This is a genomic window from Streptomyces sp. NBC_00236 (assembly GCF_036195045.1).
Taxonomy (GTDB): Bacteria; Actinomycetota; Actinomycetes; order Streptomycetales; family Streptomycetaceae; genus Streptomyces.
This window is the reverse complement of sequence record NZ_CP108100.1, coordinates 4640500-4666381: the sequence shown is the minus strand read 5'-3', so window position 1 is coordinate 4666381 and position 25882 is coordinate 4640500. Positions and strand designations below refer to the sequence as shown.

Annotated in this window: 23 protein-coding genes and 1 pseudogene; 8 read left to right on the top strand and 16 right to left on the bottom strand. The window is 72.0% G+C overall.

The genetic code is table 11. The features are described from left to right. Nucleotides 1–34: 34 nt before the first annotated feature. From OG446_RS21160 to OG446_RS21140, 5 genes are all read right to left on the bottom strand, one after another. The gene (locus OG446_RS21160; protein WP_328895520.1) at nucleotides 35–661 is read right to left on the bottom strand and encodes a GNAT family N-acetyltransferase; all 627 of its coding nucleotides are present in this window, start codon (nucleotides 659–661) and stop codon (nucleotides 35–37) included. A gap of 128 nt (nucleotides 662–789) precedes the next feature. Further along, nucleotides 790–1656 carry a biotin-dependent carboxyltransferase family protein gene (locus OG446_RS21155; RefSeq protein ID WP_328895519.1) on the bottom strand — a complete coding sequence of 289 codons (867 nt, stop codon included), beginning with the start codon at nucleotides 1654–1656 and terminating at the stop codon, nucleotides 790–792. Continuing rightward, complete coding sequence (locus OG446_RS21150) at nucleotides 1653–2312, bottom strand: 5-oxoprolinase subunit B family protein (RefSeq protein ID WP_328895518.1); 660 nt, start codon at nucleotides 2310–2312, stop codon at nucleotides 1653–1655. Before OG446_RS21150 ends, OG446_RS21155 begins: the two co-directional genes overlap by 4 nt. Further along, a complete protein-coding gene (locus OG446_RS21145) occupies nucleotides 2309–3058 on the bottom strand; it encodes a LamB/YcsF family protein (RefSeq protein WP_328898362.1) in 750 nt (249 codons plus the stop codon). The genes OG446_RS21150 and OG446_RS21145 overlap by 4 nt, the downstream gene beginning before the upstream one ends. 112 nt (nucleotides 3059–3170) lie before the next feature. After that, nucleotides 3171–3827: a maleylpyruvate isomerase family mycothiol-dependent enzyme gene (locus OG446_RS21140; protein WP_328895517.1), complete on the bottom strand. Its 657-nt coding sequence runs from the start codon at nucleotides 3825–3827 to the stop codon at nucleotides 3171–3173. A 258-nt stretch (nucleotides 3828–4085) separates the two neighbouring features. Between OG446_RS21140 and OG446_RS21135 the strand changes: the two genes are divergently transcribed. Beyond that, nucleotides 4086–4757 (top strand): HD domain-containing protein, encoded by a 672-nt coding sequence (locus OG446_RS21135; RefSeq protein WP_328895516.1) that lies wholly within the window; start codon nucleotides 4086–4088, stop codon nucleotides 4755–4757. 102 nt (nucleotides 4758–4859) lie between these two features. Continuing rightward, the gene (locus OG446_RS21130; RefSeq protein ID WP_328898361.1) at nucleotides 4860–6101 is read left to right on the top strand and encodes a Cmx/CmrA family chloramphenicol efflux MFS transporter; all 1242 of its coding nucleotides are present in this window, start codon (nucleotides 4860–4862) and stop codon (nucleotides 6099–6101) included. Between the two features lie 15 nt (nucleotides 6102–6116). Here OG446_RS21130 and OG446_RS21125 read toward each other — a convergent pair whose 3' ends face one another. Together OG446_RS21125 and OG446_RS21120 are read right to left on the bottom strand one after the other, a co-directional pair. Then, nucleotides 6117–6389, bottom strand: a complete 273-nt coding sequence (locus tag OG446_RS21125; RefSeq protein ID WP_328895515.1) for a DUF4031 domain-containing protein — start codon at nucleotides 6387–6389, stop codon at nucleotides 6117–6119. Continuing rightward, nucleotides 6386–6754 carry a hypothetical protein gene (locus OG446_RS21120; protein WP_328895514.1) on the bottom strand — a complete coding sequence of 123 codons (369 nt, stop codon included), beginning with the start codon at nucleotides 6752–6754 and terminating at the stop codon, nucleotides 6386–6388. Before OG446_RS21120 ends, OG446_RS21125 begins: the two co-directional genes overlap by 4 nt. A 108-nt stretch (nucleotides 6755–6862) precedes the next feature. On the opposite strand from OG446_RS21120, the gene OG446_RS21115 reads away from it, so the two are divergent. The 3 genes from OG446_RS21115 to OG446_RS21105 all read left to right on the top strand — a co-directional run bounded on the left by OG446_RS21115 (nucleotide 6863) and on the right by OG446_RS21105 (nucleotide 10401). Continuing rightward, nucleotides 6863–7780 (top strand): MurR/RpiR family transcriptional regulator, encoded by a 918-nt coding sequence (locus tag OG446_RS21115; RefSeq protein ID WP_328895513.1) that lies wholly within the window; start codon nucleotides 6863–6865, stop codon nucleotides 7778–7780. A gap of 67 nt (nucleotides 7781–7847) precedes the next feature. Continuing rightward, on the top strand, nucleotides 7848–8813 hold the full coding sequence (gene murQ, locus OG446_RS21110; protein ID WP_328895512.1) for an N-acetylmuramic acid 6-phosphate etherase: 966 nt from the start codon (nucleotides 7848–7850) through the stop codon (nucleotides 8811–8813). Nucleotides 8814–8862: 49 nt separating this feature from the next. Further along, nucleotides 8863–10401 (top strand): PTS transporter subunit EIIC, encoded by a 1539-nt coding sequence (locus tag OG446_RS21105; protein WP_328895511.1) that lies wholly within the window; start codon nucleotides 8863–8865, stop codon nucleotides 10399–10401. 64 nt (nucleotides 10402–10465) lie between these two features. Here OG446_RS21105 and OG446_RS21100 read toward each other — a convergent pair. Then, a pseudogene (locus tag OG446_RS21100) lies at nucleotides 10466–10814 on the bottom strand (Uma2 family endonuclease). A gap of 191 nt (nucleotides 10815–11005) precedes the next feature. On the opposite strand from OG446_RS21100, the gene OG446_RS21095 reads away from it, so the two are divergent. After that, on the top strand, nucleotides 11006–11506 hold the full coding sequence (locus tag OG446_RS21095; RefSeq protein WP_328895510.1) for a BP74-related protein: 501 nt from the start codon (nucleotides 11006–11008) through the stop codon (nucleotides 11504–11506). A gap of 160 nt (nucleotides 11507–11666) precedes the next feature. Here OG446_RS21095 and OG446_RS21090 read toward each other — a convergent pair whose 3' ends face one another. Beyond that, nucleotides 11667–12482 (bottom strand): inositol monophosphatase family protein, encoded by an 816-nt coding sequence (locus OG446_RS21090; RefSeq protein WP_328895509.1) that lies wholly within the window; start codon nucleotides 12480–12482, stop codon nucleotides 11667–11669. Nucleotides 12483–12749: 267 nt separating this feature from the next. Then, nucleotides 12750–12995, bottom strand: coding sequence for a hypothetical protein (locus tag OG446_RS21085; RefSeq protein ID WP_328895508.1), 246 nt, complete (start codon nucleotides 12993–12995; stop codon nucleotides 12750–12752). 329 nt (nucleotides 12996–13324) lie between these two features. Here OG446_RS21085 and OG446_RS21080 point away from each other — a divergent pair, with 329 nt between their 5' ends. Next, nucleotides 13325–13681 (top strand): hypothetical protein, encoded by a 357-nt coding sequence (locus tag OG446_RS21080; protein WP_328895507.1) that lies wholly within the window; start codon nucleotides 13325–13327, stop codon nucleotides 13679–13681. A gap of 103 nt (nucleotides 13682–13784) precedes the next feature. Here the strand turns inward: OG446_RS21080 and OG446_RS21075 are convergent, their stop codons facing one another. The 6 genes from OG446_RS21075 to OG446_RS21050 all read right to left on the bottom strand — a co-directional run bounded on the left by OG446_RS21075 (nucleotide 13785) and on the right by OG446_RS21050 (nucleotide 20884). Next, a complete protein-coding gene (locus OG446_RS21075; RefSeq protein ID WP_328895506.1) occupies nucleotides 13785–16181 on the bottom strand; it encodes an excinuclease ABC subunit UvrA in 2397 nt (798 codons plus the stop codon). 79 nt (nucleotides 16182–16260) lie between these two features. After that, on the bottom strand, nucleotides 16261–16671 hold the full coding sequence (locus OG446_RS21070) for a VOC family protein (RefSeq protein WP_328895505.1): 411 nt from the start codon (nucleotides 16669–16671) through the stop codon (nucleotides 16261–16263). Between the two features lie 10 nt (nucleotides 16672–16681). Beyond that, on the bottom strand, nucleotides 16682–17125 hold the full coding sequence (locus tag OG446_RS21065) for a helix-turn-helix transcriptional regulator (RefSeq protein ID WP_328895504.1): 444 nt from the start codon (nucleotides 17123–17125) through the stop codon (nucleotides 16682–16684). 162 nt (nucleotides 17126–17287) lie between these two features. Further along, a complete protein-coding gene (locus OG446_RS21060) occupies nucleotides 17288–19360 on the bottom strand; it encodes a glycosyl hydrolase family 28-related protein (RefSeq protein ID WP_328895503.1) in 2073 nt (690 codons plus the stop codon). 403 nt (nucleotides 19361–19763) lie between these two features. Then, the gene (locus OG446_RS21055; protein WP_328895502.1) at nucleotides 19764–20348 is read right to left on the bottom strand and encodes an O-methyltransferase; all 585 of its coding nucleotides are present in this window, start codon (nucleotides 20346–20348) and stop codon (nucleotides 19764–19766) included. Between the two features lie 284 nt (nucleotides 20349–20632). Further along, entirely contained in the window at nucleotides 20633–20884 is a 252-nt protein-coding gene (locus tag OG446_RS21050) for a hypothetical protein (RefSeq protein WP_328895501.1), read from the bottom strand. A 444-nt stretch (nucleotides 20885–21328) separates the two neighbouring features. Between OG446_RS21050 and OG446_RS21045 the strand changes: the two genes are divergently transcribed. Further along, nucleotides 21329–25882 carry a DNRLRE domain-containing protein gene (locus tag OG446_RS21045; protein WP_328895500.1) on the top strand — a complete coding sequence of 1518 codons (4554 nt, stop codon included), beginning with the start codon at nucleotides 21329–21331 and terminating at the stop codon, nucleotides 25880–25882.

The window sequence follows — 25882 nt, the reverse complement described above, 5'->3', positions numbered from 1 at the left end:
ACGCGGCACGCGCGTGTGGGGTCGGTCCGGTGGATCAGGCCCCACCGGCGCGTGCGATGCGCTCTTCGAGCGCCTTCCGGCGGTCCGGCCACTCCTCCGCCGTGATCGAGAAGATCGCGGAGTCCCGCAGGCGCCCGTCCTCGCCCGGCGCCCACGACCGGGACCAGTTCCGCAGCACGCCCTCGAAGCTCGCGCCCGCCGCTTCGATCGCGGCACGGGAACGGCTGTTGCGGGCATCGGTCTTCAGGTCGACGCGCGCCACGCCCCACGCCTCGAACGCGTGCCGGAACAGCAGGTACTTGGCCTCGGCGTTGATTCCCGAGCCCTGCGCGGAGGCGGCGAGCCAGGTGAAGCCGACCTCGATCGCGCTCAGCGTGTCCTCGCCCAGCCAGTACCGGGGCTCCCAGTACGCCGTGACGCCGACCGCTCGGCCGGACGCCCGGTCGATCTGCGCGTACGGGAACAGCTTCCCGGTGGCGGTGCGGGCCAGCTGGGCGTCGACGTACTCGCCGACCTCATGCGCGCGAGGCACCCACGTGAACCGGTACGAGGTCCGGTCCTCCTCCGCGGCGACCGCCAGATCCTCCGCATGTCGGTGTCCCAGCGGCTCCAGGCGCACACGCGCACCCTCCAGAACCGGCCCTTGCAGCGCGAAAGCCATCACTCGTCCGTTCAGTCGTCTGGAACGCTCCGTACGCGGGCGCGGGCCCGCGTACGGAGCGTTCCAGAGGCGCCCGGCCATGTCGTGCGAATATCGCGCGACGCCCCACACGACTCCTGTGCCACCGCTCACCTCCCGGCGCGTACGAACCGCACCACCGACCCCGCCCCCGCCTGGGCGGCAGCCGCCAGCGCCGCTTCGGGGACGACGCCCACCACCGGATAACCGCCCGTCGTCGGGTGGTCGTTGAGGAACACCACCGGGCGGCCGTCCGGCGGGACCTGGACGGCTCCGAGCACCATGCCCTCGCTGGGCAGTTCACCGGTACGGGCCCGCTCAAGCGGCGGGCCCTCGGTGCGCAGGCCGATGCGGTTGCTCTGCGCGGAGACGCGGTACGCCGCGGTGGTGAACGTACGGAGCGCGGCGGGCGTGAACCAGGTGTGGCGGGGGCCGAAGTGCACCGGGAGCACGAGTCCGCCGGGCGCGCCCGGCCACGGCACCGCGCCGGCGGGCGGCTCGCCGGCCTGCGGGGGCGGGCCCAGGGGCAGTACGTCCCCGTCGCGCAGGGGCGCGGGGCCCAGACCGGAGAGCAGGTCGGCGGATCTGCTGCCGAGCACCGGGTCCGCCGCCACGCCGCCCGCGAACGCCAGGTAGCTGCGCAGTCCGTGCACCGCGGGCCCCGCCTCCAGCACCGCACCCGCCGGCACGTGCACCGCGGCGCCCCACGCCACCGGCCGCCCGTCCACCGTCACCCGGCACGGCGCCCCGCCGACGACCACCCGCACCGCACGGTCCGGGCGGACGGCGCAGCCGGTGGCGGTCGTCTCCAGGACGGCCGCGGTGACCGGGTTGCCGGCGAGCCGGTTGGCGAGCGCGGCGGCGGGTGCGTCGAGGGCGCCCGCCCGTCCGACGCCCAGATGGGCCAGTCCGGCACGGCCCTCGTCCTGCACGGTGGTCAGGGCCCCGGCGCGGACGACCTCCAGCCCTGCGCTCATTCCCCCGCCTCCACGAAGCGGACCCGCGCGCCCGGCCCCAGCAGCGCGGCCGGTTCGCGGTGCGGGTCCCACAGCGGGCCGGGGTCCGGCAGCCGGCCGATGAGCTGCCAGCCGCCGGGGGACGGGCGCGGGTACACCCCGGTGTACGGGCCGGCCAGCGCGACCGCGCCCGCCGGGACCCGGGTGCGCGGGGTCGCCCGGCGCGGCAGGTGGAGGCGGTCCGGCAGGCCGGTCAGGTAACCGAAGCCGGGGGCGAACCCGCAGAAGGCGACCCGGAACTCGGTTCCGGCGTGGATGCGGGACACCTCGGCGACGGCCACCCCCCAGGCCTCGGCGACATCGGCCAGGTCCGGGCCGTCGTACACGACGGGGAGCTCCACCGCCGCGGCCGCACCGGGGAGCGGCGGCGGTATGTGCCAGGCCGGCAGCTCCCGGGCGAGCGCGGCGGCGGCGTCCCGTGCGATGCCGTCGAGCAGCACCGTCCGCTCGCCGGGCACGATGTCGCGCACGTCGGGCAGTTCACCCGCCGTGCGGCGCCGCAGCACCTCCGCGTGGAACGCCTCCGTGGCCTCCCGGCCGTCCAGCTCGACCAGCAGCGCCCGGGGTCCGGCGGGCAGCACGACGAGCGGCCGACCGGTCCGTCCTTCCGCGCTCATGCGAACGCCCGCACCGCGACGCCCGCCTCTTCCAGCGCCGCCCGCACCCGCCGGGCGAGTGCGGCGGCGCCGGGGGTGTCGCCGTGGACGCACAGGGACCGGGCGACGACGGGTATCCGGCCGCCGTCCGCCCCGGTCACCCCGCGGTCGACGGCGAAGCCCACGCTGCGGCGTACGACCTCGTCCGGGTCGTGCACCACCGCCCCGGGCTCACCGCGCGGCACGAGGGTGCCCTGCGGGGTGTACGCGCGGTCGGCGAAGGCCTCCTCCACGGCGGTCAGACCCGCCTCCGCGGCGCGGGCGAGCAGCCGGGAACCGGGCAGCCCGAGGACGGCCGGGTCCCCGCCCGCCAGCCGGACGCCCTCGATGACGGCGGCGGCCTGCTCGTCGTCGCGGACGGTGCGGTTGTAGAGGGCGCCGTGCGGTTTCACGTACGAGACGCGGGAACCGGCCGCCTCGGCGAACACCCGCAACGCACCGATCTGGTAAGCCACTTCGGCGGCGAGTTCGTCGGCCGGTACGTCCATGGCGCGGCGCCCGAAGCCGGCCAGGTCGCGGTACGAGACCTGCGCCCCGATCCGTACGCCCCGGACGGCCGCCGAGTCGCAGACCCGCCGCATCACGGAGGCGTCCCCCGCGTGGAATCCGCAGGCCACGTTGGCGCTGGTCACACAGGCGAGAAGAGCCTCGTCGTCGGTGAGCGTCCAGCGTCCGAAGCCCTCGCCCAGGTCCGCGTTGAGGTCCATGACCGCGACCGACCGGCCCCATGGGTCCGGCCGGTCTGCGCTGCCGGGCACGTTCGTCAGATTGGTCACGGCCGCACGGTAGCGCCCGTCCCGCCCCGTGCGGCGGTCCGTCTCAGTCGAAGAGGCCGAGCTCGCGCTCCCGGACGCCCTCCAGCTCGTACCGCGTCCCCACGAGGGGGCGGCCCGCGCACAGCCTGATCAGGGTCGACCCGTCGCCCCGGTACCGCCCGGGGGCCCGGCCCTCCTGCTCGACGCCGAGGGTCACTTCCCGCCCGCTGTCCGTGAGCTCCGCGACGAGCAGCGGCACCTTGCGGCGCAGGGCGCGCGGGACGAGGAGGCCGAGCGCGTACGGGAACCCCGGGCCCGCGTACGCCCCGGGCAGCCCCCATGCCTCGCGTACGTCCCCCGCGTGCACCCACTCCCCCAGCGCCACCGCGTCCAGGATCCCGCCCGCCGCGGCGATCGCCGGACCGGCGTCGGTCATGCCCCGCTCCAGTTCGTCCACGACCTGCGGGTGCGTCCAGTCGGCGCGTTCGGCGATGTCCCGGTCGTTGCACTCGGGGCTGAACACATCCGGTCCGAAGCGGCTCTCCACGACCCGGCTCAGCACGGATCCGCAGTGCGCGAGCACGTCCCGCACCGTCCAGCCGGGGCACGCGGTGCGCAGGTCGAAGTCGCCGTCCGCGGCGGACCGCAGCAGCGGGAGCAGGGCGTCCCGCTCCGTGCGCAGGAGGAGACCGGGCAGTTCGGGATCGCGTTCGTCAGCCATGGGACCAGCCAACCATCCCGGCCGCGGGCGGACTTGGGATTCACCGCCCACGGTGAACAAGGACACAGCCTGCCGAACGCCCTAAGGGCTGTCCCGCAATTCCTGGTGGATCAGCGCGCGGCGTCAGATGCGGTGCATCGCAAGGCGGAGAGGCGCTCGCATACTGGATGTATTCGGGCGTTTCGACAACGCGGCGAGGTGCCGTAGCTGGCGTCGCGCGCCCGCCAGGAATTGCGGGACAGCCCTTAGGCTCGGAGCATGGACGACATGGACCCGGCCCCGCGCAGCGGTGAGGCCGACACGCTCCGCGGCCGCTGGCACGAGTGCCTCGTCGCGGCCCGGGGCGGCGATGCGGGCCCCGACCCGCTGCCGTACGCCGACAACCTCCTGGAGCGGTGGGCCGAGCCCCAGCGGCGCTACCACACCACCGCCCACCTGGCCGCGGTCCTCGGCCACATCGACACGCTCGCCGGACATGCCGCGGACGCGGACGCGGTACGGCTGGCCGCGTGGTTCCACGACGCGGTCTACCGGCCGGACCGTTCCGAGAACGAGGAGCGCAGCGCCGTCCTCGCCGAGCGCGCCCTGTCGGAGGCCGGGGTGCCCGCCGCGACCACCGCCGAGGTCGCCCGCCTGGTCCGGCTCACGGTCACGCACGACCCGGCCGCCGGCGACACGAACGGCGAGGCGCTGTGCGACGCGGACCTCGCGATCCTCGCGTCACCGCCCAAGGAGTACGCGGAGTACGCGGCCCGGGTGCGCGAGGAGTACGGCTTCGTCCCCGACGAGGCGTTCCGTGAGGGCCGGGCGGCGGTGCTGCGGCAGCTTCTGGAGCTGCCGCGGCTGTTCCGTACCCCGCACGGGGCCGCCGAGTGGGAGGCGCGGGCCCGGCACAATCTGGCCACCGAGCTGGAGCTGCTCACGCACTGAGTGCCTCACCCGCACCGGGGGCAGAGCGGAGCGCGGGGAATGTGCGGGACCGTTTGGCCGTTGGAACCTGTCATGCCCGACTCCGCCGCTCGCCGCTCCCGTATGCCCCTGGCCGTGTACATCCTCGGCCTCTCGGTCTTCGCACTCGGTACCAGCGAGTTCATGCTCTCCGGGCTGCTGCCGCCCATCGCCGATGACATGAACGTGTCGATCCCACGGGCCGGGCTCCTCATATCCGCCTTCGCGATCGGCATGGTGGTCGGCGCCCCGCTGCTCGCCGTGGCCACCCTCCGGCTGCCGCGCCGCACCACGCTCATCGCGCTGATCTCCGTCTTCGGCCTCGGCCAGGTCGCGGGTGCGCTCGCGCCGACGTACGAGGTGCTCTTCGCGTCCCGGGTGATCAGCGCACTCGCGTGCGCCGGGTTCTGGGCGGTCGGGGCGGCCGTCGCCATCGCGATGGTGCCGGTGAACCAGCGGGCCCGTGCGATGGCCGTGATGATCGGCGGACTGTCCGTCGCGAACGTGCTGGGAGTGCCGCTGGGTGCCTTCCTGGGCGAGAACCTGGGCTGGCGGTCGGCGTTCTGGGCGGTCGGGGCGGCCTCCGCCGTGGCGCTGGCCGGGGTGGCGACACTGATCCCCCGCATCCCGCTGCCGGACGAGAAGCCACAGCTCAAGCGGGAGCTGGCCATCTACCGCGACCGGCAGGTGTGGCTCTCCATCGTGCTCACCGCGCTCGCGGCGGGCGGTGTGTTCTGCGCGTTCAGCTATCTCGCGCCGCTGCTGACGGACGTCGCCGGGCTGGACTCGGGCTGGGTGCCGACCGTGCTCGCGCTGTTCGGGATCGGTGCGCTGATCGGCACGGTGATCGGCGGCCGGGTCGCGGACGCGCACCTCTTCGGGGTGCTGCTGAGCGGGATCGCGGCCTCGACGGTGTTCCTGGCGGCGCTGGCGCTGTTCGCGTCGAACCAGGCCGCCGTGATCGTGCTCTCGTTCCTGCTGGGACTGTCGGCGTTCTACACGGCTCCGGCGCTGAACGCCCGCATGTTCAACGTCGCGGGCGCCGCCCCGACGCTGGCGGGCGCGACGACCACGGCCGCGTTCAACCTGGGCAACACCGGCGGGCCCTGGCTGGGCGGCACGGTGATCGACCTGGACTTCGGTTTCGAGGCCACCGCGTGGGCGGGGGCGGCGATGACCGTGCTGGCGCTGGTGACGGTGGTCCTCTCGCTGCGGTTGCAGCGCAGCCGCAACGCCTCGTCCCGGCTGGTGGCGGGCGCCCCGGCCGCGGCTTCGCGGGAGGCGGCGCAGGACGCGACGGTGTGCGCGCCCTCGTCGGCCGGCTGAGCGCGGGGCGGGACCTCAGCCCGGAGCGGGGCGGCCCTTGGGGCGCCGCAGGCCCGCTTCGGTGATGCGGCGGACCAGTTCCTTGGAGCCGATCTGCCGGGCCCCGGCCCGTACCGCGTCCTCGTACCGTGCGGCCGGTACGTCGTAGTGGTCCCGCTCGAAGGCGCGGGGCGGGCAGCCGATGGACGCCGCGAAGGTGTGCAGTTCCTCGAAGGACACGTCGCTGACCAGGTGCGACCAGAAGCGCCCGTGGCCCGGCCAGTCCGGCGGGTCGATGTAGACGGTCACGGCCGCAGTATCCCGGTGAGCGAGCCGACCGGGGCGACGGCGACGGCCGCCTTCGTGCAGACCCAGTGCGGGTCGGGCCCGAGCTCCGGCTCGACGTCCAGGGCGTGCGGGTCGCCCGCGTCGCACACCGGGCACAGCGGCCAGCGGCCGTACCGCTCCAGCAGTGCGTCCTGTACGTCCTGGGCGACGAGGCCGACCAGGAACTCCACCCCGTCCGGCCACTGCTCGACCCACCAGCGGCGGTGTGTGACCGCGTCCTCGACCAGCGAGACGATCTGTGCCTCGGCGACATCTCCGGCGGCGAGATCGGCCATGACCAGTGCGCGGGCGGTGTGCAGCGCCTGCTCCAGGGTGTTCAGCTCCATGCAGCCATTGTCCACCTGTGCGCCGGGCGTCCGGTGCGCACGCGTGCTGCCACAGGTCGGGACCAAAGGGGGGTTGACGGTCACCGGGGTTGAAAATATCTTTCAAAGGTGACCAATGACCTGAAGGAAAGTTTCAGCGCCGATTCGCCGCCCGCCCCGGCAGCCCTCGCGGCGAAGGTGCGGACGCTCGCGCCGTCCATGACCCGCTCCATGCAGCGGGTCGCCGAGGCAGTCGCCGGCGACCCGGCCGGCTGCGCCGCCCTGACGGTCACCGGTCTCGCCGAGCTCACCGGCACCAGCGAGGCGACCGTGGTCCGCACCGCCCGCCTCCTCGGCTACCCCGGCTACCGCGACCTGCGCCTCGCGCTGGCCGGTCTCGCCGCCCATCAGGAGTCCGGCCGCGCGCCCGCCGTCACCGCGGACATAGCGGTCGACGACCCGATCGCCGACGTGGTCGCGAAGCTGGCCTACGACGAGCAGCAGACCCTCGCCGACACCGCCGCCGGGCTCGACACCGTACAGCTCGGTGCCGCCGTGGCCGCGGCCGCCACCGCCCGCCGGATCGACATCTACGGCGTGGGCGCGTCCTCGCTCGTCGGCCAGGACCTGGCCCAGAAGCTGGCCCGTATCGGCCTGATCGCGCACGCCAACATGGACCCGCACCTCGCGGTGACCAACGCCGTGCAGCTGCGCTCCGGCGACGTGGCCATCGCGATCACCCACTCCGGCTCGACGGGCGACGTCATCGAGCCGCTGCGCGTCGCCTTCGACCGCGGCGCCACGACGATCGCGATCACCGGCCGCCCCGACGGCCCCGTCACCCAGTACGCCGACGTCGTACTGACCACGTCCACGGCCCGCGAGAGCGAGCTGCGCCCGGCCGCCATGTCGAGCCGCACGAGCCAGCTGCTGGTCGTGGACTGCCTGTTCATCGGGGTCGCGCAGCGTACGTACGAGACGGCCGCCCCCGCCCTTGCCGCGTCCTACGAGGCACTGGCCCATCGCCACGCCCCCCGCACCCGCTGACCAGCGGCACCACCCCGCACCCGCACCCGCAGAACCGCACGAGTTCAAGAAAGCAGAGCCGCTCTCCATGACCTCCCTCACCGACGCCGACGCCACCACCCCCGACGGTTACGGCGAACTGCGCGCCCAGCTCGCCACCCTCACCACCGAGGCATTCCGCCCCGAGCTCGCCGAGATCGACCGGCTGGCCACTGCGGAGATCGCCCGGATCATGAACGACGAGGACCGGACCGTGCCGGCCTCCGTCGCCGAGCTGCTGCCCGAGATCTCCGCGGCGATCGACGCCATCGCGGCGCGCATGGCCCGCGGCGGCCGGCTGATCTACGCGGGCGCCGGCACCGCGGGCAGGCTCGGTGTCCTGGACGCGAGCGAGTGCCCGCCCACCTTCAACACCGACCCGGCCGATGTGATCGGTCTGATCGCGGGCGGCCCGTCCGCGATGGTCACCGCCGTCGAGGGCGCGGAGGACAGCAAGGAGCTGGCCGCCGCCGACCTCGACGCGCTGGGCCTGACCGCCGAGGACACGGTGGTCGGCATCTCCGCCTCCGGCCGTACTCCGTACGCGATCGGGGCCGTGGAGCACGCCCGCGCCCAGGGCGCCCTGACCCTCGGCCTGTCCTGCAACGCGGACTCCGCGCTGGGCGCCGCCGCCGAGCACCCCCTGGAGGTCGTCGTCGGCCCCGAGCTGCTCACCGGCTCCACCCGGCTCAAGGCGGGCACCGCCCAGAAGCTCGTCCTCAACATGCTCTCGACGATCACGATGATCCGGCTCGGCAAGACGTACGGGAACCTCATGGTCGACGTGCGCGCCTCCAACGAAAAGCTCCGCGCCCGGTCCCGGCGGATCGTCTCGCTGGCCACCGGCGCATCGGACGCCGAGATCGAGGCCGCGCTGGCCGCCACCGACGGCGAGGTGAAGAACGCCATCCTGACCATCCTCGGCCAGGTCGACGGCCCCACCGCCGCCACGCTGCTGTCCGCGTCGGACGGCCACCTCCGCGCCGCGCTCGCCGCGGCCCCCCGCACCACCTGACCCTCCCCGCACCACCTCCGCTCCCCCGCACAGCAAGGCACCACGCACCATGGCTACAGAAGACAAGAACCGCGCCACTGCCGCCGCGATCCTTCCGCTCGTCGGTGGCGCCGCGAACGTCAGCTCCGTTGTCCACTGCATGACCCGGCTCCGGCTGGGTCTGCGCGATCGTTCGCTCGTCCAGGACGAGGCACTGAAGGCCGTGCCTGCCGTCATGGGCGTGGTCGAGGACGACACGTACCAGATCGTCCTCGGTCCCGGTACGGTCGCCCGCGTCACTCCTGAGTTCGAGAAGCTCGTCAAGGAGGGCCAGGAAGCGGCCCCGGCACCCGACCCGGCCGTCACCCCGCTCAGCGCGGAGGAACTGGCCGCGCAGGGTGCCGAGATGAAGGCGGCCAGGAAGGCGAAGAACGCCACCCCGTTCAAGCTGTTCCTGCGCAGGATCGCCAACATCTTCGTACCCCTGATCCCGGCCCTGATCGGCTGCGGCATCATCGCGGGCCTCAACGGCCTGCTGGTCAACCTGGAGTGGCTGCCCTCGGTCACCCCGGCCCTGGCGGCGATGGCGTCCGGCTTCATGGCCCTGATCGCGGTCTTCGTCGGCTACAACACGGCGAAGGAGTTCGGCGGCACGCCGATCCTCGGCGGTGCGGTCGCGGCCATCATCGTCTTCCCGGGTGTCGCGAACATCGAGGCGTTCGGCCAGAAGCTCTCCCCCGGCCAGGGCGGCGTCCTCGGTGCCCTGGGCGCGGCGGTGCTCGCGGTGTACGTGGAGAAGTGGTGCCGGCGCTGGGTGCCGGAGGCGCTGGACGTCCTGGTCACCCCGACCCTGACGGTCCTGGTCTCCGGACTGGTGACGATCTTCGGCCTGATGTACGTGGCGGGTGAGGTCTCCACCGCGATCGGCACGTTCGCCGACTGGCTGCTGTCCAACGGCGGTGCGGGCGCGGGTCTCGTCCTCGGCGGCTTCTTCCTGCCGCTGGTCATGCTGGGCCTGCACCAGGCGCTGATCCCGATCCACACCACGCTGATCGAGCAGCAGGGTTACACGGTCCTGCTCCCGATCCTCGCCATGGCGGGTGCCGGCCAGGTCGGTGCGGCCATCGCGGTCTTCTTCCGCCTCCCGCGCAACGAGTCGATCCGCCGGACGATCAAGTCCGCCCTGCCGGCGGGCTTCCTGGGTGTCGGTGAGCCGCTGATCTACGGTGTCTCGCTGCCGCTGGGCCGCCCGTTCATCACGGCGTGCGTGGGCGGTGCGTTCGGCGGTGCGTTCGTCGGCTTCTTCAACCAGCTCGGCGACGCGGTGGGGTCCACCGCGATCGGCCCGTCCGGCTGGGCGCTGTTCCCGCTGCTGGACGGCAACCACGGCCTGGGTGCGACGATCGCGATCTACGCGGGCGGCCTGGTCGTCGGCTACCTGGCGGGCTTCGTCGCCACGTACTTCTTCGGCTTCAGCAAGGACCTGCTGGCGGAGTTCAACGTCTCCCAGGAACCGGCCGTCTCCACGGTCGCGGCCACCGGCCCGTCGGCTCCGGCGGTCGGCACCACGGGTCCGGACACCACCGCGAAGGAACCTGCGGGGGTCTGACGGATCACGGAACCACGGAAGGGCGGCGCCCCGCGAGGGTGCCGCCCTTCCGCCGTTGTCCGCCTCAGACCGGAAAGGCCTCCGTGGACAGCGTGACGTCGAAGGGCGCCGGCAGCACGAGCGGCTTGCCGAACGGCACCGGGGCGGAGCGCTTGTACGTACCGTCCTCATTGGGTTCGGTGAACAGCGTGGCCATGGGCCCACGGGCGTCGAACCGGTCGATCAGCAGGTACATGAGCACGCCTCCGCGCGCATAGGCGCGGTACTTCTTCGTCCGATCCTCGCGGGCGTTGCCCTTCGTCGATCTCGGCGCGCCACCCCTCGGGCACGTCCAGTTCCTGCCAGGTGCGCAGCAGGTAGTCCCACGGGCGGCCTTCAGAGTTCTGCTGGTGCTCGACCATCGCGGCGGTCATCGCGGGTCCCTTCTCCTGAAGCCAGTCCGGGGAGCGTAGATCGACGAATCAGCGACGCCGGGCCGCTTTCCTCAGCGTCCCACGGTCGAGTGACCGGCGCGCCGAGCACCGCGCACTCCGGGACGGCCCGTTCGGCAGCGTGCCGATTTCACTTTCCGTGATTATTTCGCTACCTTCCGTGACGAGCGACCATGATCATCACGGTCGGCCCCGCACCCCTGGAGATCGTCATGCGACACCTCTTCACCAAGGCCGCAAGCCTCGCGGCCGTGGCCATGCTCGCCCTCACCGCCGCCCAGCCCGCCCAGGCCACCCAGAGCCGGGAGGGGGCACGTGACGCGGCGGTCGCGCCCGCGTACTTCGAGATGACCGACATCACGCGGAGCACGTTCGTCGTGAAGCTGGTCGAGGAGCGCGAGATCAACCACGCCAGGGACCTGGTGAGCGGCGAGACCACGGACCGGCCGCACGTCGTCGGCCGCATCATGAAGCGCCAGGCCGACTACAACCCGCGGTGGAGCTTCCACCTCGACCCGCAGACGGTCCAGTTCTTCGACGTCGCCATCGAGGTCTGCGACGCGACGATTCCGTATGTCGAGGACCACCTCGACGAGGCGGGCGGCGCCTTCCTGCCCGGAGCCATCTTCTGCCCGTGGTCCTCGAAGCTCGTCCGGGAAGTCCCGGCCCCGTAGTACCGGTTGCACGAAGGAAGGGCGGCGCCGCGACAGGGGTGCCGCCCTTCCGGAAGCGGCGGATTGCCGAAGGGGAGCCTTCCTGGAGGGCAACCGGGGATGTGCACAAAGAACACTGCCGCTGAGAGAGCAGGACTCCCGAACGGGGACGTCGAACCGGTCAGCGTCCGGCCGGAGCCTGCGCCTTCACCATCTCCAGCAGCGCCTGATGCGTCTCCGGGTCGGCCGCCGCGATCAGCCCGCCCGCGCCGGTGTGCACCGGCAGGCCGCGCAGGTCCGTCACCACACAGCCGGCGGCTTCGCACAGCGCGATCCCGGCGGCGAAGTGCACGCTGTCGCGCAGGTCGCCGTCGGTGACGTACGCGGCCCTGCGACCGGCGGCGACCCAGGCCACGGCCAGCGTGGTGGAGACGACACGCGGCCGGAACCGCTCGGTGAACTCCGGGGCGGCGAGCAGGTGTACGGCCCGGAAGTCCGGCGCGCTCGGGAACGGGGGATCGAGATTGACGTCAACCAGCCGTGACCCGGACGAGGGTGAGAGCTCTTCGTCCGCGCCGTCCCTCCGGACACGGGCGTGTGTGCCGTCGGTCCAGAACACCTCGCCGCTGAAGGGGTCGGCGGATGCGGCGGCCGTGACGCCGGTCCCCACCCGCAGGGCGACGTTCACCGCGACCAGCATGTTCCGCACGGCGTAGTTCAGCGTGCCGCACAGCGGATCGACCAGCCACCTGCGCTCCGCACCGGCCGCACCGGTGTCCCCGCTCTCCTCGCCCGTCACCGCGTCCTCGGGCCGGGCCGTCCGCAGCACGTCGAGGATGGCCTGCTCGGCCGCGAGGTCGGCGGCCGTCGCGAAGTCACCGCCGGACTTCTCCGTACGCGGGAGCACGGCCCCGTACATGCCGCGAACCACCGCCGCTCCCGCCTGCGCTGCTTCGACGGCCAGTTGCGCATCGCTTGCCGTGCCCATGCTCACCATGCCCGCAGGCTATCGGCGACTCCTGACCACCCGGTCCCGGGCACCGCCGCAGCCATCGGCAGCTCCTGCTCACACGGCCCCGGCACCGCCGCAGGCATCGGCGACTCCAGCTCACACGACCCCGGCACCGCCGCAGGCATCGGCGACTCCGGCTCACACGACCCCGGCACCGCCGCAGGCTATCGGCGACTCCGGCTCACACGGCCCCGGCACCGCCGCAGGCTATCGGCGGTCCGCCCCGGCGCACCTCCGGGCCGCCCCGCCGCCTCATCGCGGCAGCTGCCCCTCGCGGTTGATCTCGGTGACCCGCGCGCGCAGCGCGAGCCCCGGTGGGGCCGGCCGGACGGAGTCGGGCGGGCAGTCCCACTCCGCGCCGCCTCCGGGCGGGCGCAGCTGCACATAGGGCCCGACCCACCCCATCACCCGGCCCACCCGGCCGTCCCGCTCGTCGACGGCGAACGCCCCCCGCTCCGGCACGGAGACATCCGGGCCCCTGCCACCGTCACCCGCCATGACCGGCCGCCTTCCCGCACAGCAGCCCGTGCTGCTCCTTCATCTCCATGATCCATTCATTCCACGCTGAGTAACCGAAATGCATACTCAGCGTGCTTATTCTTCTGCGGACCCGAAATCGACACAGGTCACGCACTCCGCATGCCGAACCGGAGCACGCCGCCCCGCACGGGCCCACTCGGAGCCCCAGGCGCGCGGGCGTCGCACGCCACCGGCCCGCACTTCCCTCGCGTATCAACAATCGAGACGGAACGTCCCACTCCTCAAGACGATTGATAGGTTCGATCTCCGCCTGCCCAGCCAGGTCGCCGAGCGGAAGGTTGCGACAGATGCCGAAGACGGTCATTCACGTGTTCCACGACGACGACGCCTCGATCACGACAGGGACCCGCGTCGCTCAACGGATCCAGGAGGTCGCGGCCGAGAACGACACCACCGTCGAGGTGCTGTGCTTCGGACCGGCCCAGCGCCGCCTCGGTGACCCGGAGCCCTCCGGGGCGAGCGCGGTCTTCAACCGGCAGGTCGACGAACTGATAGCCGACGGCGTGACCGTGGGCGCCTGCGTCAACGCGGCCCGGGCCGACGGGACCGAGGCCGGACTCGCCGGGCGGGGGCTGAACCTGCGGGTGGCCCGGGACGAGTTCCTGCGCTTCACCCTGGAGGGCGCCACGGTCATCACCTTCTGACGTCGCACACCGGCCGATCGACGCGCCCCGAGTCCTACGCCCCCACGGGCGGAGGGGCCCGGAGCTCGATCCCCGGACCCCTGCGCCCCTCACTGCGGTCGCGTCAGCCGCCGACGTACGCCGCCAGATGCTCGCCCGTGAGGGTGGAGCGGGCCTCGACGAGGTCCGCCGGCGTGCCCTCGAAGACGACCTTGCCGCCGTCGTGACCGGCCCCGGGGCCGAGGTCGATGATCCAGTCGGCGTGCGCCATCACGGCCTGGTGGTGCTCGACGACGATGACGGACTTGCCGGAGTCGACGAGCCGGTCCAGCAGGCCGAGCAGCTGCTCGACGTCGGCGAGGTGAAGTCCGGTGGTGGGCTCGTCGAGGACGTAGACCCCGCCCTTGTCACCCATGTGGGTCGCCAGCTTCAGGCGTTGGCGCTCGCCGCCGGACAGCGTGGTGAGCGGCTGTCCGAGGCTGAGATAGCCGAGCCCGACGTCGGCGAGCCGGGCGAGGATGCGGTGCGCGGCCGGCAGGTGCGCACCGCCCGCGCCGAAGAACTCCTCGGCCTCGGCCACCGACATCGCGAGGACCTCGCTGATGTCCCGGCCGCCGAGCTTGTACTCCAGGACCGCCGGCTGGAACCGCTTGCCCTCGCAGTCCTCGCACGGGGTGGCGACCCCGGCCATCATCGCCAGGTCCATGTAGATGACACCGGCGCCGTTGCAGGTGGGGCAGGCGCCCTCGGAGTTGGCGCTGAACAGCGCCGGCTTCACGCCGTTCTCCTTGGCGAACGCCTTGCGGATCGGTTCGAGCAGCCCGGTGTACGTCGCCGGGTTGCTGCGCCGCGAACCACGGATCGGGCTCTGGTCGATCGAGACCACGCCCTCCCCTGCCGGAATCGAGCCGTGCACGAGCGAGCTCTTGCCGGAACCGGCCACGCCCGTGACGACGACCAGCACCCCGAGCGGGACATCGACGTCGACCTTGCGCAGGTTGTTCGCCGTCGCCCCGCGGATCTCCATCGCGCCCGTGGCCTCGCGCACCGTCTCCTTGACGGCGGCCCGGTCGTCGAAGTGCCGGCCGGTGATCGTGTCGCTGGCCCGCAGCCCTTCGACGGTGCCCTCGAAGCAGATGGTGCCGCCGCCCGAACCGGCGCCCGGGCCGAGGTCGACGACGTGGTCGGCGATCACGATCGTCTCCGGCTTGTGCTCGACGACGAGCACCGTGTTGCCCTTGTCGCGCAACCGCAGCAGCAGGTTGTTCATCCGCTCGATGTCGTGCGGGTGCAGACCGATCGTGGGTTCGTCGAAGACGTAGGTGACATCGGTGAGCGACGATCCGAGATGGCGGATCATCTTGACGCGCTGTGCCTCACCGCCCGACAGCGTGCCCGCGGGCCGGTCGAGCGAGAGGTAGCCGAGGCCGATCTCCACGAACGAGTCGAGCGTTTGCTGCAACGCGTCGAGCAGCGGCGCCACCGACGGGTCCTTGATGCCGCGCACCCATTCGGCGAGGTCCCTGATCTCCATCGCGCACGCGTCGGCGATGCTGATCCGCTTGATCTTCGAGGAACGGGCGCCCTCGCTCAGCCGCGTACCGTCGCACTCGGGACAGGTGGTGAAGGTGACCGCACGCTCCACGAACGCCCGGATGTGCGGCTGCATCGCCTCCTTGTCCTTGGACAGGAACGACTTCTGGATCTTGGGGATCAGCCCCTCGTACGTGAGGTTGACGCCGTTGACCTTGACCTTGACCGGCTCCCCGTAGAGGAAGTCCCGCAGCTCCTTCTTCGTGTACTTGGCGATCGGCTTGTCCGGGTCGACGAAGCCGGACTGGGCGTAGACCTGCACGGTCCACTGGCTGTCCGACTTCCAGCCGGGGATGGTGAACGCACCCTCGGAGAGCGACTTGCTGTCGTCGTAGAGCTGGGTGAGGTCGATGTCGGAGACCGAACCCCGGCCCTCGCAGCGCACGCACATGCCGCCGGTGCGCTGGAAGGTCGCCTTCTCCGCCTTCGTCTTGTTGCCGCGCTCGACGGTGATCGCGCCGGTCGCCCGGACCGATGCGGTGTTGAAGGAGTACGCACTGGGCGGCCCGATGTGCGGCTTGCCGAGCCGGCTGAACAGGATGCGGAGCATCGCGTTGGCGTCGGTGGCGGTGCCGACCGTGGAGCGGGGGTCGGAACCCATCCGCTGCTGGTCGACGCTGATCGCGGTGGTCAGCCCTTCGAGTACGTCGACCTCGGGCCGCGCCAGCGTGGGCATGAAGCCCTGCACGAAGGCGCTGTAGGTCTCGTTGATCAGCCGCTGCGACTCCGCGGCGATGGTGCCGAACACCAGGGAGCTCTTGCCCGAGCCGGAGACTCCGGTGAACACCGTCAGCCGGCGCTTCGGAATCTCGACGCTGACGTCCTTGAGGTTGTTCACGCGCGCGCCGTGCACCCGGATCAGATCGTGGCTGTCGCCCGCGTGCGGCGCGGCCGACTGCGCGTCGTCCGTCCTCTTCGCCCTGGTCATCGTGTCTCCCTCTGTGGGCGGGACCGCCCCCGCGGTCCCGTCGGCTTCGTACGGTTTACGACTGGGGTCGTACGACGGCTCAGCGCCGTTCCTGGACGCGGATCAGGTTGCCTGCGGGGTCCCGGACGGCGAAGTCGCGCACGCCGTAGGGCTGCTCGGTCGGCTCCTGGACGATCTCGGAGGTGCCGGACTGCACCTTCTCGAACGTGGCGTCGAGGTCGGGCGTGGCGAGCAGGACGCGGGCGAAGGTGCCCTTGGCCATCATCGCGACGACGGTGGCGCGCTCCTCGTCGGTGACGGAGGGGTCGGCGTACGGCGGCTCCAGAACGATGGACGTTCCGGGCTGCCCGACCGGGCCGACCGTGATCCAGCGCATCGCGCCCTGGCCCACATCGCCCCGTACCTCGAAGCCGAGAACGTCGCGGTAGAAGGCCACCGAGGCGTCCGGGTCGTCGTGCGGAAGGAAGGTGGAGTGAATGTTGATGTCCATGTCCGCCACGCTATTCCGGCTTACGGGCGGGCGCTTCTCGATTCCTGACCGGTCGCGTCACCTGCTTCTCCAGACACGACGGCACCCCCGCCCGGTCCCGGTCCGCCTCACGCTTGTAGACACTGGGCGACACCCCGACCAGTTCGGTGAAGCGGGTGCTGAACGTACCCAGGGACGAGCAGCCGACCTCGAAGCAGATCTCGGTGACGCTGAGGTCGCCGCGGCGCAGCAGGGCCATCGCCCGTTCGATGCGCCGGGTCATGAGGTAGCCGTACGGGGGCTCGCCGTAGGCCCGCCGGAACTCCCGGCTGAGATGCCCGGCGGACATGTGCACGCCACGGGCAAGCGCCTCGACGTCCAGCGGCTGCGCGTACTCCCTGTCGATGCGGTCACGGACGCGACGGAGCCGGGCGAGATCGCTCAGGTGCTGTGCAGGGTCGGTTCTGCTGGTCACCTGTGCAAGCGTGCCACGCCGGGTCGGGGAATGCCCGGCGTTGCCTGAAGGTCGCGGGCGCGCCTCGGCTGTCTGCCTCCTGGGGAGGGCGGCGGGCGCGCCGCGGCTGCCTGCCTCCTGGGGAGGGCCCGGGCAGCCGCGGCGCACCGTCCTACGCGCGCCTCACCACGCCCCCGGCGCCGGCGGCGGGACGACCGTCGGCCGGTCGTCGCAGGTGATCGTGTTGGGCAGCAGCCAGGGAGCGAGCCAGCCGCCGTCGTTGCCGCCCCGGTCGGCGAGGGAGAACTCCGAACCGGTCGCGGCGAAGTGGAACGAGCCGCAGTTGTTGACGCCGACCGCGCCCACGTTGCGCGCGTCCACGTTCTCGAAGCTCGCGCCACCCGCCGCCCGGGCGCTCAGCACCGAGGTGCCGGTGCCGTCGACCCGGATGTCCTTGAAGTGGACGCCCTCGATGTCGTACTGGTCCTTCACCGCCCAGTCGGAGACGAGCATGATCGCGTTGTAGGTGCTGTCGAGGTAGTGGTCACCGGTGACCCGGATGTCGGCGGCGTCGATGCTCCTGTCCAGGGCGAAGATCCAGAGCGCGCCGAGCCCGATGTTCCAGTTCAGCTCGTACGTACCGGCCCGGGCCGTCGTGTTGTTCGTGAGGTCCAGCTTCCCGGCGAAGGGCTCGGCGCCGAAGCGGGAGCCGATGTGCAGGGCGCTGCCCTCGCGGACCGGGTCGGCGACCAGGTTGCCCGAGACGGTGGTGTCGGTGCCGCCGTAGATCGCGATGCCGTTGGCGAGGACCGGGCTCTGGACGGTGTTGTGGTCGAAGGTGTTGCGGGCGTTGGCGGTCTTCTCGCTCCACATCGCCAGACCGTCGTCGCCGGAGTTGCGTACGAAGGTGTGCGAGACCCGTGAATCGGTCACACCCGTGTGGAAGTTGATGGCGTCGGCGATCTGGTCGACGATGATGTTGCCGTCGATGCGCAGGTTCTTCATCGGCCCGTCGAACCACATGCCGACCTTGGTGTGGCTGATGTGCAGACCCTCGATGGTCGAGTCGCTCATCGCGCCGCCGATGCCGTTGACCTGGTCGGTGTCGATACGGCTCCGTACGTCGCCCTCGATGGCGAAGCCGGACAGGTGCACGTTGCGGCTGCCGCCGTCGGCCGCGTCCTTGCCGTAGAACCCGACGCCGGTGTGGGTGGAGCCGTCGGCGGCGGGCTCGTCGAGTGCGACCTCGCGCCCCTTGATCTTCGTGTACCAGGTGCCGGCGCCGGTGATCGTGACGTCGTCGACGACGATGTGCCGGTCGACGCGGTACGTACCCGGCGGGATGTACACCTTGAGGTGGGTGCGCCGGGCGAAGGCGATGGCCTTCTCGATCGCGGCCGCCGCGTCGCGCCGGCCGGTCGGATCGGCCCCGAACGCCAGGACGTTGGCGGCGAGCAGTTCGACGTGCGGCCGGCCGACGAGCTCCGAGTCCAGCAGGTCGACGACCGTCCACGCGGCCCGGCTCCCGGCCGGGACGGTGAGCCGCACGGTGTCTCCCGCGCGGTACGTACGGCCGAGCAGGAGGCGCTGCTCGTCGTAGAAGTGGCTGGGCCGGAACGGCTTCTCGATGACCGGGGCGGGGGTCGTGGCAGCGGGCACGCAGGAGCATTCGGTGATCCACCAGTCGGGGTGGAGCAGCCCGGCGCCGGGGTCGTTGGAGAACGGGTACTGGTTGTACAGCCAGGAGTACTGCGAGGTCAGCGTCATGCCGGCGCGCTTCTTGCCGTTCACCGCGACGTCCAGCGGCGCCGTGATCCCGCCGCCGCCCGGCGCGTCCGGGATGCTGTAGCGCACGGTGATCGCGTTGGACGCGGCCGGGAGCGTGAACTCGACGTGCTCGCCCGGGGTGAGCCTGACCGCCTTACGGCCGGACGCCTCGGCCGGGAGCGTGTAGGCGGTGCGGTCGGGCCCGATGACGGTGCCGGTGGTGACCGCGTTCTCCGCCTCCTGCTCGGCGAAGGCGACCTTCGCGCCCCTTCCTGCGACGAGCGCGGGGTCGAGGGCGGCCCGGGTGACTACGGGGGTCGGGGCGGCGGGGGCCGGGGCTGCGGCGGGGTGGGCGCCCGCGGGCGTACCGACCAGCACGCCGATGCCGAGGGCGGCCGCGGTGAGTGAGGCAACGGTGGCCGCGTGCAGACCTGTTGGGCATCGCGGTCTTCGCACCCGCGTTCCGAATCCGGTGAACTTCCGTGACATCGCAGGCCCGTTTCTCTTGGGAGGGGTGCGTCCGGGGGGTGGGGCGGCCGCCGAGAAGGTGAGGCGACAGTAGGACCCGCACACCCCGCCTCACAAGACTCCTGCGAGGAGATTTCCACTCCCTGCCGCCCAACTGCGCATACTCGTCGTCTTTTTGCAGGACTCAGGCACGTCATTGCGGAAGGTGTTTACGCGTCACAGAAGGAAGGGGCACCCCGTCACCGCACGGATCCGGGCCGTTCGCAGGGGTGCGGCATCTCACCACTGGCCCGCAGCAGAGAAGGGATTCGGGCACGAGTCGGCCTCCTGCCCACGGAGAGATGGCGGGTCAGAAGCCGGGTGCCGAACAGGGCGAAGGCGGCCTGGTCACGGCCGCCTGTCACACCTCACGTCCTTGCGGCCCTCAAGGCCGGACCGACCGCACCGCCATGAGGAGCCCGCTCGCCCAGGCCATGCGGACGGAGCGGAAGTCCTCGCGCTCTTCCAGGTCGGCCAGGAGGCGCTCAACCGAGGCCTCGTGGCCTTCCGGCCAACCGGGCTGCGGGTCGAGGTCGTCGATCAGATACGTTCCGCCAGGGGCCACGAGCCGCAAGGCTTGTTCCAGGTGCGTGAACTTGCCGGGCCAGGTGTCCGCGAACACCAGGTCGAACGGTTCTCCGTCATAGGACTGAAGCCATTCGCCGCCGTCTCCGGCCACAAAGGTCACCCGGGGATCGGAGCCCAGCTGCTCGCGGGCGACTTCCTGTACGGTCTCGTCGAGTTCGACCGTGACGAGGCGAGAGTCGCTGTCCATCCCGCTCAGCAGCCAGCCGGTGCCCTCGCCCACACCCGTGCCGAGTTCGAGGATGCGGCCACCGGGACGTGCGGCCGCGAGAACGGCCAGCAGACTGCCGGTGCGCTCCTCGCAGGACAGGGTGAAGCCCGCGTCGCGCGTCGCGGCACGCAGGGCCGGCAGGGAAGCAGGGAGGTGGCTCGGCTCGTCGTCCATCCGAAGATGATGCGGCCACCGCACCTGCCCCGCAACGTCTTTGCCGTCCCGTCAGCGGATCCCGGCCGGCCCTCACCACCGTCGCGCCTGCCCGCACCGGATCGAATCGGCCCGGCAAGGACGGCGGGGCACGCAGCTCACCCAGGCAGCCGCACATACGGGCCGACCCGGCCCACCCGCACGGCCCGCCATCCGCCCCATCACCCGGCCCACCGCCCGTCCCGCGCATCGACCGCGAACGCTCCGGGCTCCGGGCTCCGGGCCTCGGCGTACACGCCTTCGGGTCACCGGCCTCCGCCGCCACGCCCCGCACCCTCCCCCGCAAGCACCTGCGACAACCTCAACGCCGTGTCCAGGTTGCAGCGGCCCAGGTCGACGAGCACGCCGGACCCGTCACCCGCGTACGAGAGCGGGTCGATCCGCAGCGACGGCAGCACGACCCCGACCCTCGCGAACCCACCACGCAACCGCGCCACCACTTCCTCGGCCTCCCGCACTCCGCCCACCGCCGCCTCGCACCGTTCCGTAGTCGTCATGATCCATTCCTTCCACTCTGAGTAGTTTCGATGCATACCCAACGTGTCCATTTGCTCGCCGACCTGGAAAGGGTGCGGTTCCGACAACCCCGCGTGAGCCACGGGGATTCGTCATGCCAGCCCCCAGAGAGGTCGCCCCTCCTCGCCACGGGCCCTTCTCGGCGCCGCACTCCGCCACTGAACCGAGGACGCGCGCATCGGAGCGGGCGTGGCCCGAACCTCCGCCGTCGGCAACGGGGCTGAACCGGCGTCCGGCAGTGAGCCCGCCGAGGCCTGGACCACCAGAAGCGGAGGGATCACTTCCCCATGTCGATATGGCGTGAAGAGGCTTTACGATCACCGGAAACTCACTCAAGCCGACTGAAAGGGTTCCCCGTGCACCACTCCGCACCAGCCGTCCCGGCCTCGGGCCGACGAAGATCCGGACGCAGACAACGAGGCCTGGTGGCCGCCGTGTTGGCCGCACTCGTCTGCGCCCCGCTGCCCCTGCTCGACGGCCCCGCGTTCGCCGAGAACGCCACCCCGGCCGCCGACAGCTCCGAAGCGCGGCAGCCGATGCCCGCGCGGACCGAAATAGTCTCCGAACGCACCGAATCGACCACCAGTTGGGCGAACGCCGACGGCACGACCACCGTCGAGGCGTCCACGGGCCCCATCCGCGTCAGGCAGCCCGACGGGAGCTGGCGGCCGATCGACACCACCCTCGTGGCCGAGGACGGCACGGTACGGCCGAGGACCGCAGCCGCCGACATCAGCTTCTCCCCCGGCGGATCGGGCGCACCCCTGGCCGAGGTCTCCCGGGGCGGCCGCACGCTCGGCCTCAACTGGCCCGGCAAGCTGCCGGCACCACGCCTGGACGGCCCGACCGCGGTCTACCCCGGCGCCGTCGAGGGCGGTGACCTCGTGGTGACAGCCCTCAAGGAGGGCTTCTCCCACTCGGTCGTCCTGCACGAGCGCCCCGACGGCCCGGTCACGTACCGGCTGCCCGTCTCGGCCGAAGGTCTCACCCTCCACGAGACCGCCGACGAGCGGCTGCGCTGGAGCGACGGCGGCGGCCGCACGGTGGCCACCGCGCCGCTGCCGGTGATGTGGGGTTCGTCCGAACAGCACGCCTCCGGTGAGCCCGAGGACCTCGCGGCCATCGACGTCACGATCGAGCGGGACGCGGACACCGGTGACCAGGTCCTGGTCCTGGAGCCCGACGAGAAGTTCCTCGCCGACCCCGACCTGGAGTACCCGGTCACCATCGACCCGACCGACTCCCTGCTCGGCCCGGTGACCGACACCTGGGTCCAGTACGACGACTACCTCACGTCGCAGCGCGGTTCGACGGAGCTGAAGGCCGGTACCTACAACGGCACCGAGAAGGCCCGCTCGTACCTCAAGTTCGACGTGGCGAAGTACGCCGGCAAGCACGTGCTCGACACCGACCTGCGCCTGTACTCGTACTACTCGTCCACGTGCGACACCACCGGCTCCGGCAACCAGGTACGCCGCATCACCTCGGCCTGGGACCCGTCGGCCATCACCTGGGCCGAGCAGCCGACGGTCACCTCGACCGGCGCCGTGACCTCCACCGCCGCCAAGGGATACAACGCCAACTGCCCGGCCGGACACGTCTCCTGGGACATCGACGGGATCGTCCAGGCCTGGGCGGACGGCCAGCCGAACCACGGTGTACGGATCGCGGCCGTTGACGAGACGGACCCGCTGACCTGGCGCCGCTACCACTCGGCGAACCAGACGGACGGCTCGCACAACGCCGCCTACGAGCCCTCCCTGACCGTCACCTACAACTCCAGGCCCGGTACCGCGACGGCCGTCTCCCCGCTGTCCGGCACCTACACCGCGGACACGACACCCACCCTGTCCGCCAAGGCCACCGACGCCGACGCCCAGCAGCTCACGCTGGCCTTCGAGGTCTGGGCGGCGAACGGCAGCGCGGCCCTGCAGTCCGGCACGTCCGCCTCCGTGGTCTCCGGAGCGGTGGCGACCCACACGGTGGGCACCCTGGCGTCGGGCGACTACAAGTGGCGGGCCAGGGCGTCCGACGGCACCGATACCGGGGCCTGGTCGGCGTGGCAGACGTTCACCGTCGACACCGTCGCGCCCTCGACCCCCACCATCACCTCCACCAGCCACCCCTCCGCGTCGGCCTGGTACAACGCGACCGCCTTCACCGGCACGCTCGCCGCGACGGACGCCTCCGGCGTGACCGGGTACGCCGTCAAGCTCGACCAGAGCCCGGCCACCGCCGCCGGAACCACCGTCACCCAGACGACGGCCGACGTCAGCTGGTCCGGGCGCACCGACGGCACCTGGTGGGTGCACGCGGCCGCCAAGGACAAGGCGGGGCGCTGGTCACCGACCCAGCACCGCGCGTTCAACGTCGACACCACCGCCCCGGGCTCGCCCGGCGGCCTGGTCTCCTCCACCCACCCCGTGACGACCGGCGCGTACGCCAACCGCACCGCGTCCTTCAACTGGTCGGCACCGACCGACCTGTCCGGCGCCGCCGGATACGTGGTCACCGCGGACCGCGTCGCGAGCACCCTGCCGGCCACCACCGGCACCGTGCAGACGGCGACGACGTTCACCACCACCGTCGACGCGGACGGCACCTGGTACCTGCACGTGCGGGCCAAGGACCAGGCGGGCAACTGGTCGCCCACCGCCGCGCACCTGCCGTTCCGGGTCGACATGACGCTGCCGCCGAGCCCGGTGATCAGCTCCTCCACGCACCCCGACCAGACGGGCGCGTACAAGAGCGGTTCCTTCAGCGCGACCTGGACCGCGCCCTCCGGCGCCTCCGCCGGGTACAGCATCGTCGTCGACGGCACCGCCGACACCGTGCCCGACAGCACGGCCGAGACGACCGGCACCTCGTACACGACGACCCGCACCGAGGGCACCTGGTACCTGCACGTGCGCGGCATCGACGGCAACGGCACGGGCGGGGCGACCTCGCACCACCGCTTCACCGTCGACACCACCGCGCCCGGCGCCCCGGCCGTGACCTCCGCGGCCTACCCGTCGGACGCCTGGGCCGGTGGTGCTCAGGTGCCCGGGACATTCACGCTGACGCCGGCCGGGACCGACACCCGCGCCCTGACGTACTCGGTCGACGGTGGCACCGCCCGGACCGTCACGACGACCGGCGGTCCGGTGGCGCTGCCCCTCACTCCCGACACGGACGGCAGCCACCAGCTCGTCGTCACCGCGACCGACCGGGCCGGAAACGTCTCGACCGGGACCAAGCGTGCCTTCCACGTCGGACGGGCGGCCGTGACCGCGCCCGTCAACGGCGAGGTGCTCGTCGGCTCGGTCGACCTCGCGGTCAGCGTCCCGGCCTCGCTGACGGACGTCACCTTCCTCCAGCGGAGCTCGTCCGCAGACGCGTGGCAGGTCCTCCCGGCGTCCCAGGTGACCCGCGCCACCGACGGTTCCGCCGTCACCTGGCCGGTGCCTCTGAGCGGCGGTGTGGCGCCGAAGCTGCTGTGGGACACCTCGTCCCTGTCCAGCAGCGGCGGACTGCAGATCGGCGCACGCTTCGGTGGGTCGTACACCCCGCCGGGGGCCGATCCGGTCTCGGTGATCATCGACCGTGTGGAGGTCATCGAGGGCGGCACGGGCGACGACATGGAGGAGTCGGAGCCCGCCCGGGCCTACGCCCTGGAGCAGGCCGAGACCCGCGCGGCGGAGAACCCCGACGCCTACGCCCCGCCCTACGTCGACCCGGCGACGGGTGACCTGGTCGCACCGGTCGTGGAGCCGGCCTCGGCCGACGCGGCGTCCGCCCCGATCCAGGTGACCCAGGCCCCGGCCGACGAGGGCAGTGGACTGCCCGCCGAGGACACGGAGGACGGCACCAAGCCCGATACCGCGAGCACGGAGGAGGAGACTCCGACGCCGCCCGCAGACGAGTCCGCGGAGACCACCGGCGAGGAGTCGTTCGCCCTGCCCGAGGACGCCGAGGAGACCACGCCCGCACCTGCCGGGCCGACCGTCACCGAGCAGGTCGCCCCGCGCACCGAAGTGGTGGAGCACAGCGTCACCGCGCTGGAGTCCGTACGCGACGAGGTGCTCCAGCTGTCGGACGCGGAACTGCCCGGCGCGAGCGGACTGCGCATCGCGTCCGTGGACGCGGCGGAGAACCGTGTCGTCGTGGCGACCGAGACGGCGGACCCGGCGCTGGTCGCGGCCCTGGGCGAGCGGTACGGCACCGACGCCGTGGCCGTGCAGGTCATGCCCGGGGTCGACGCGCTGGGCCCCCAGGCGAACCGCTACAACGACACCTCGCCCTACTACGGCGGGGCGCGCATCTACTCGCAACGGACCGTCAGCGCCGCGTCCTGGTGCACGGCGGGCTTCTCCTGGAGGTACGACGGCAAGTGGTACATGGCGACCGCGGGCCACTGCACCACCGGCAACGGAGCCATCCTGAACCCCAGCCAGAGCGACTACATAGGCCCCGTCGTCCGGGACACCTGGAAGAACGGGTACGGCACGGTGAAGCTGTCCGGGCAGGGCTACTACGCCGGCGATCTGGCCCTGTACCGGGTCAACAGCGACAGCTCCGCGTCGGCGCGGATCTACAAGGGCGGCAAGACGTCCTCCTCCTCCCGGCCCGTCCATGACTACTGGCGGCGCTGGGCGCAGGAAGGTGACAAGGTCTGCACGGGCGGCATGATGACCGGCGAGAAGTGCGGCTGGAAGGTGACCGACACCCAGGTGAACTTCACCTACTCCGGCGGAACGAAGGCCAAGAACATGGTCGTCGCCAAGAAGACGTCCGGATCCTGCACGATCAACGGTGACTCCGGCGGTCCGGTGTACACCGTCGACAGCAGCGGCCGCGCCTTCGCCAAGGGCATCATCTCCGGCGGAGGCGGTGGCGGCGGCGACAACAGCGGTGGATTGTTCGACCCGTGCTGGCTGTACTTCACCGACATCGGACTGGCCAACAGTGCCTTCCCCGGCACGGTAGCGAGGTACTGA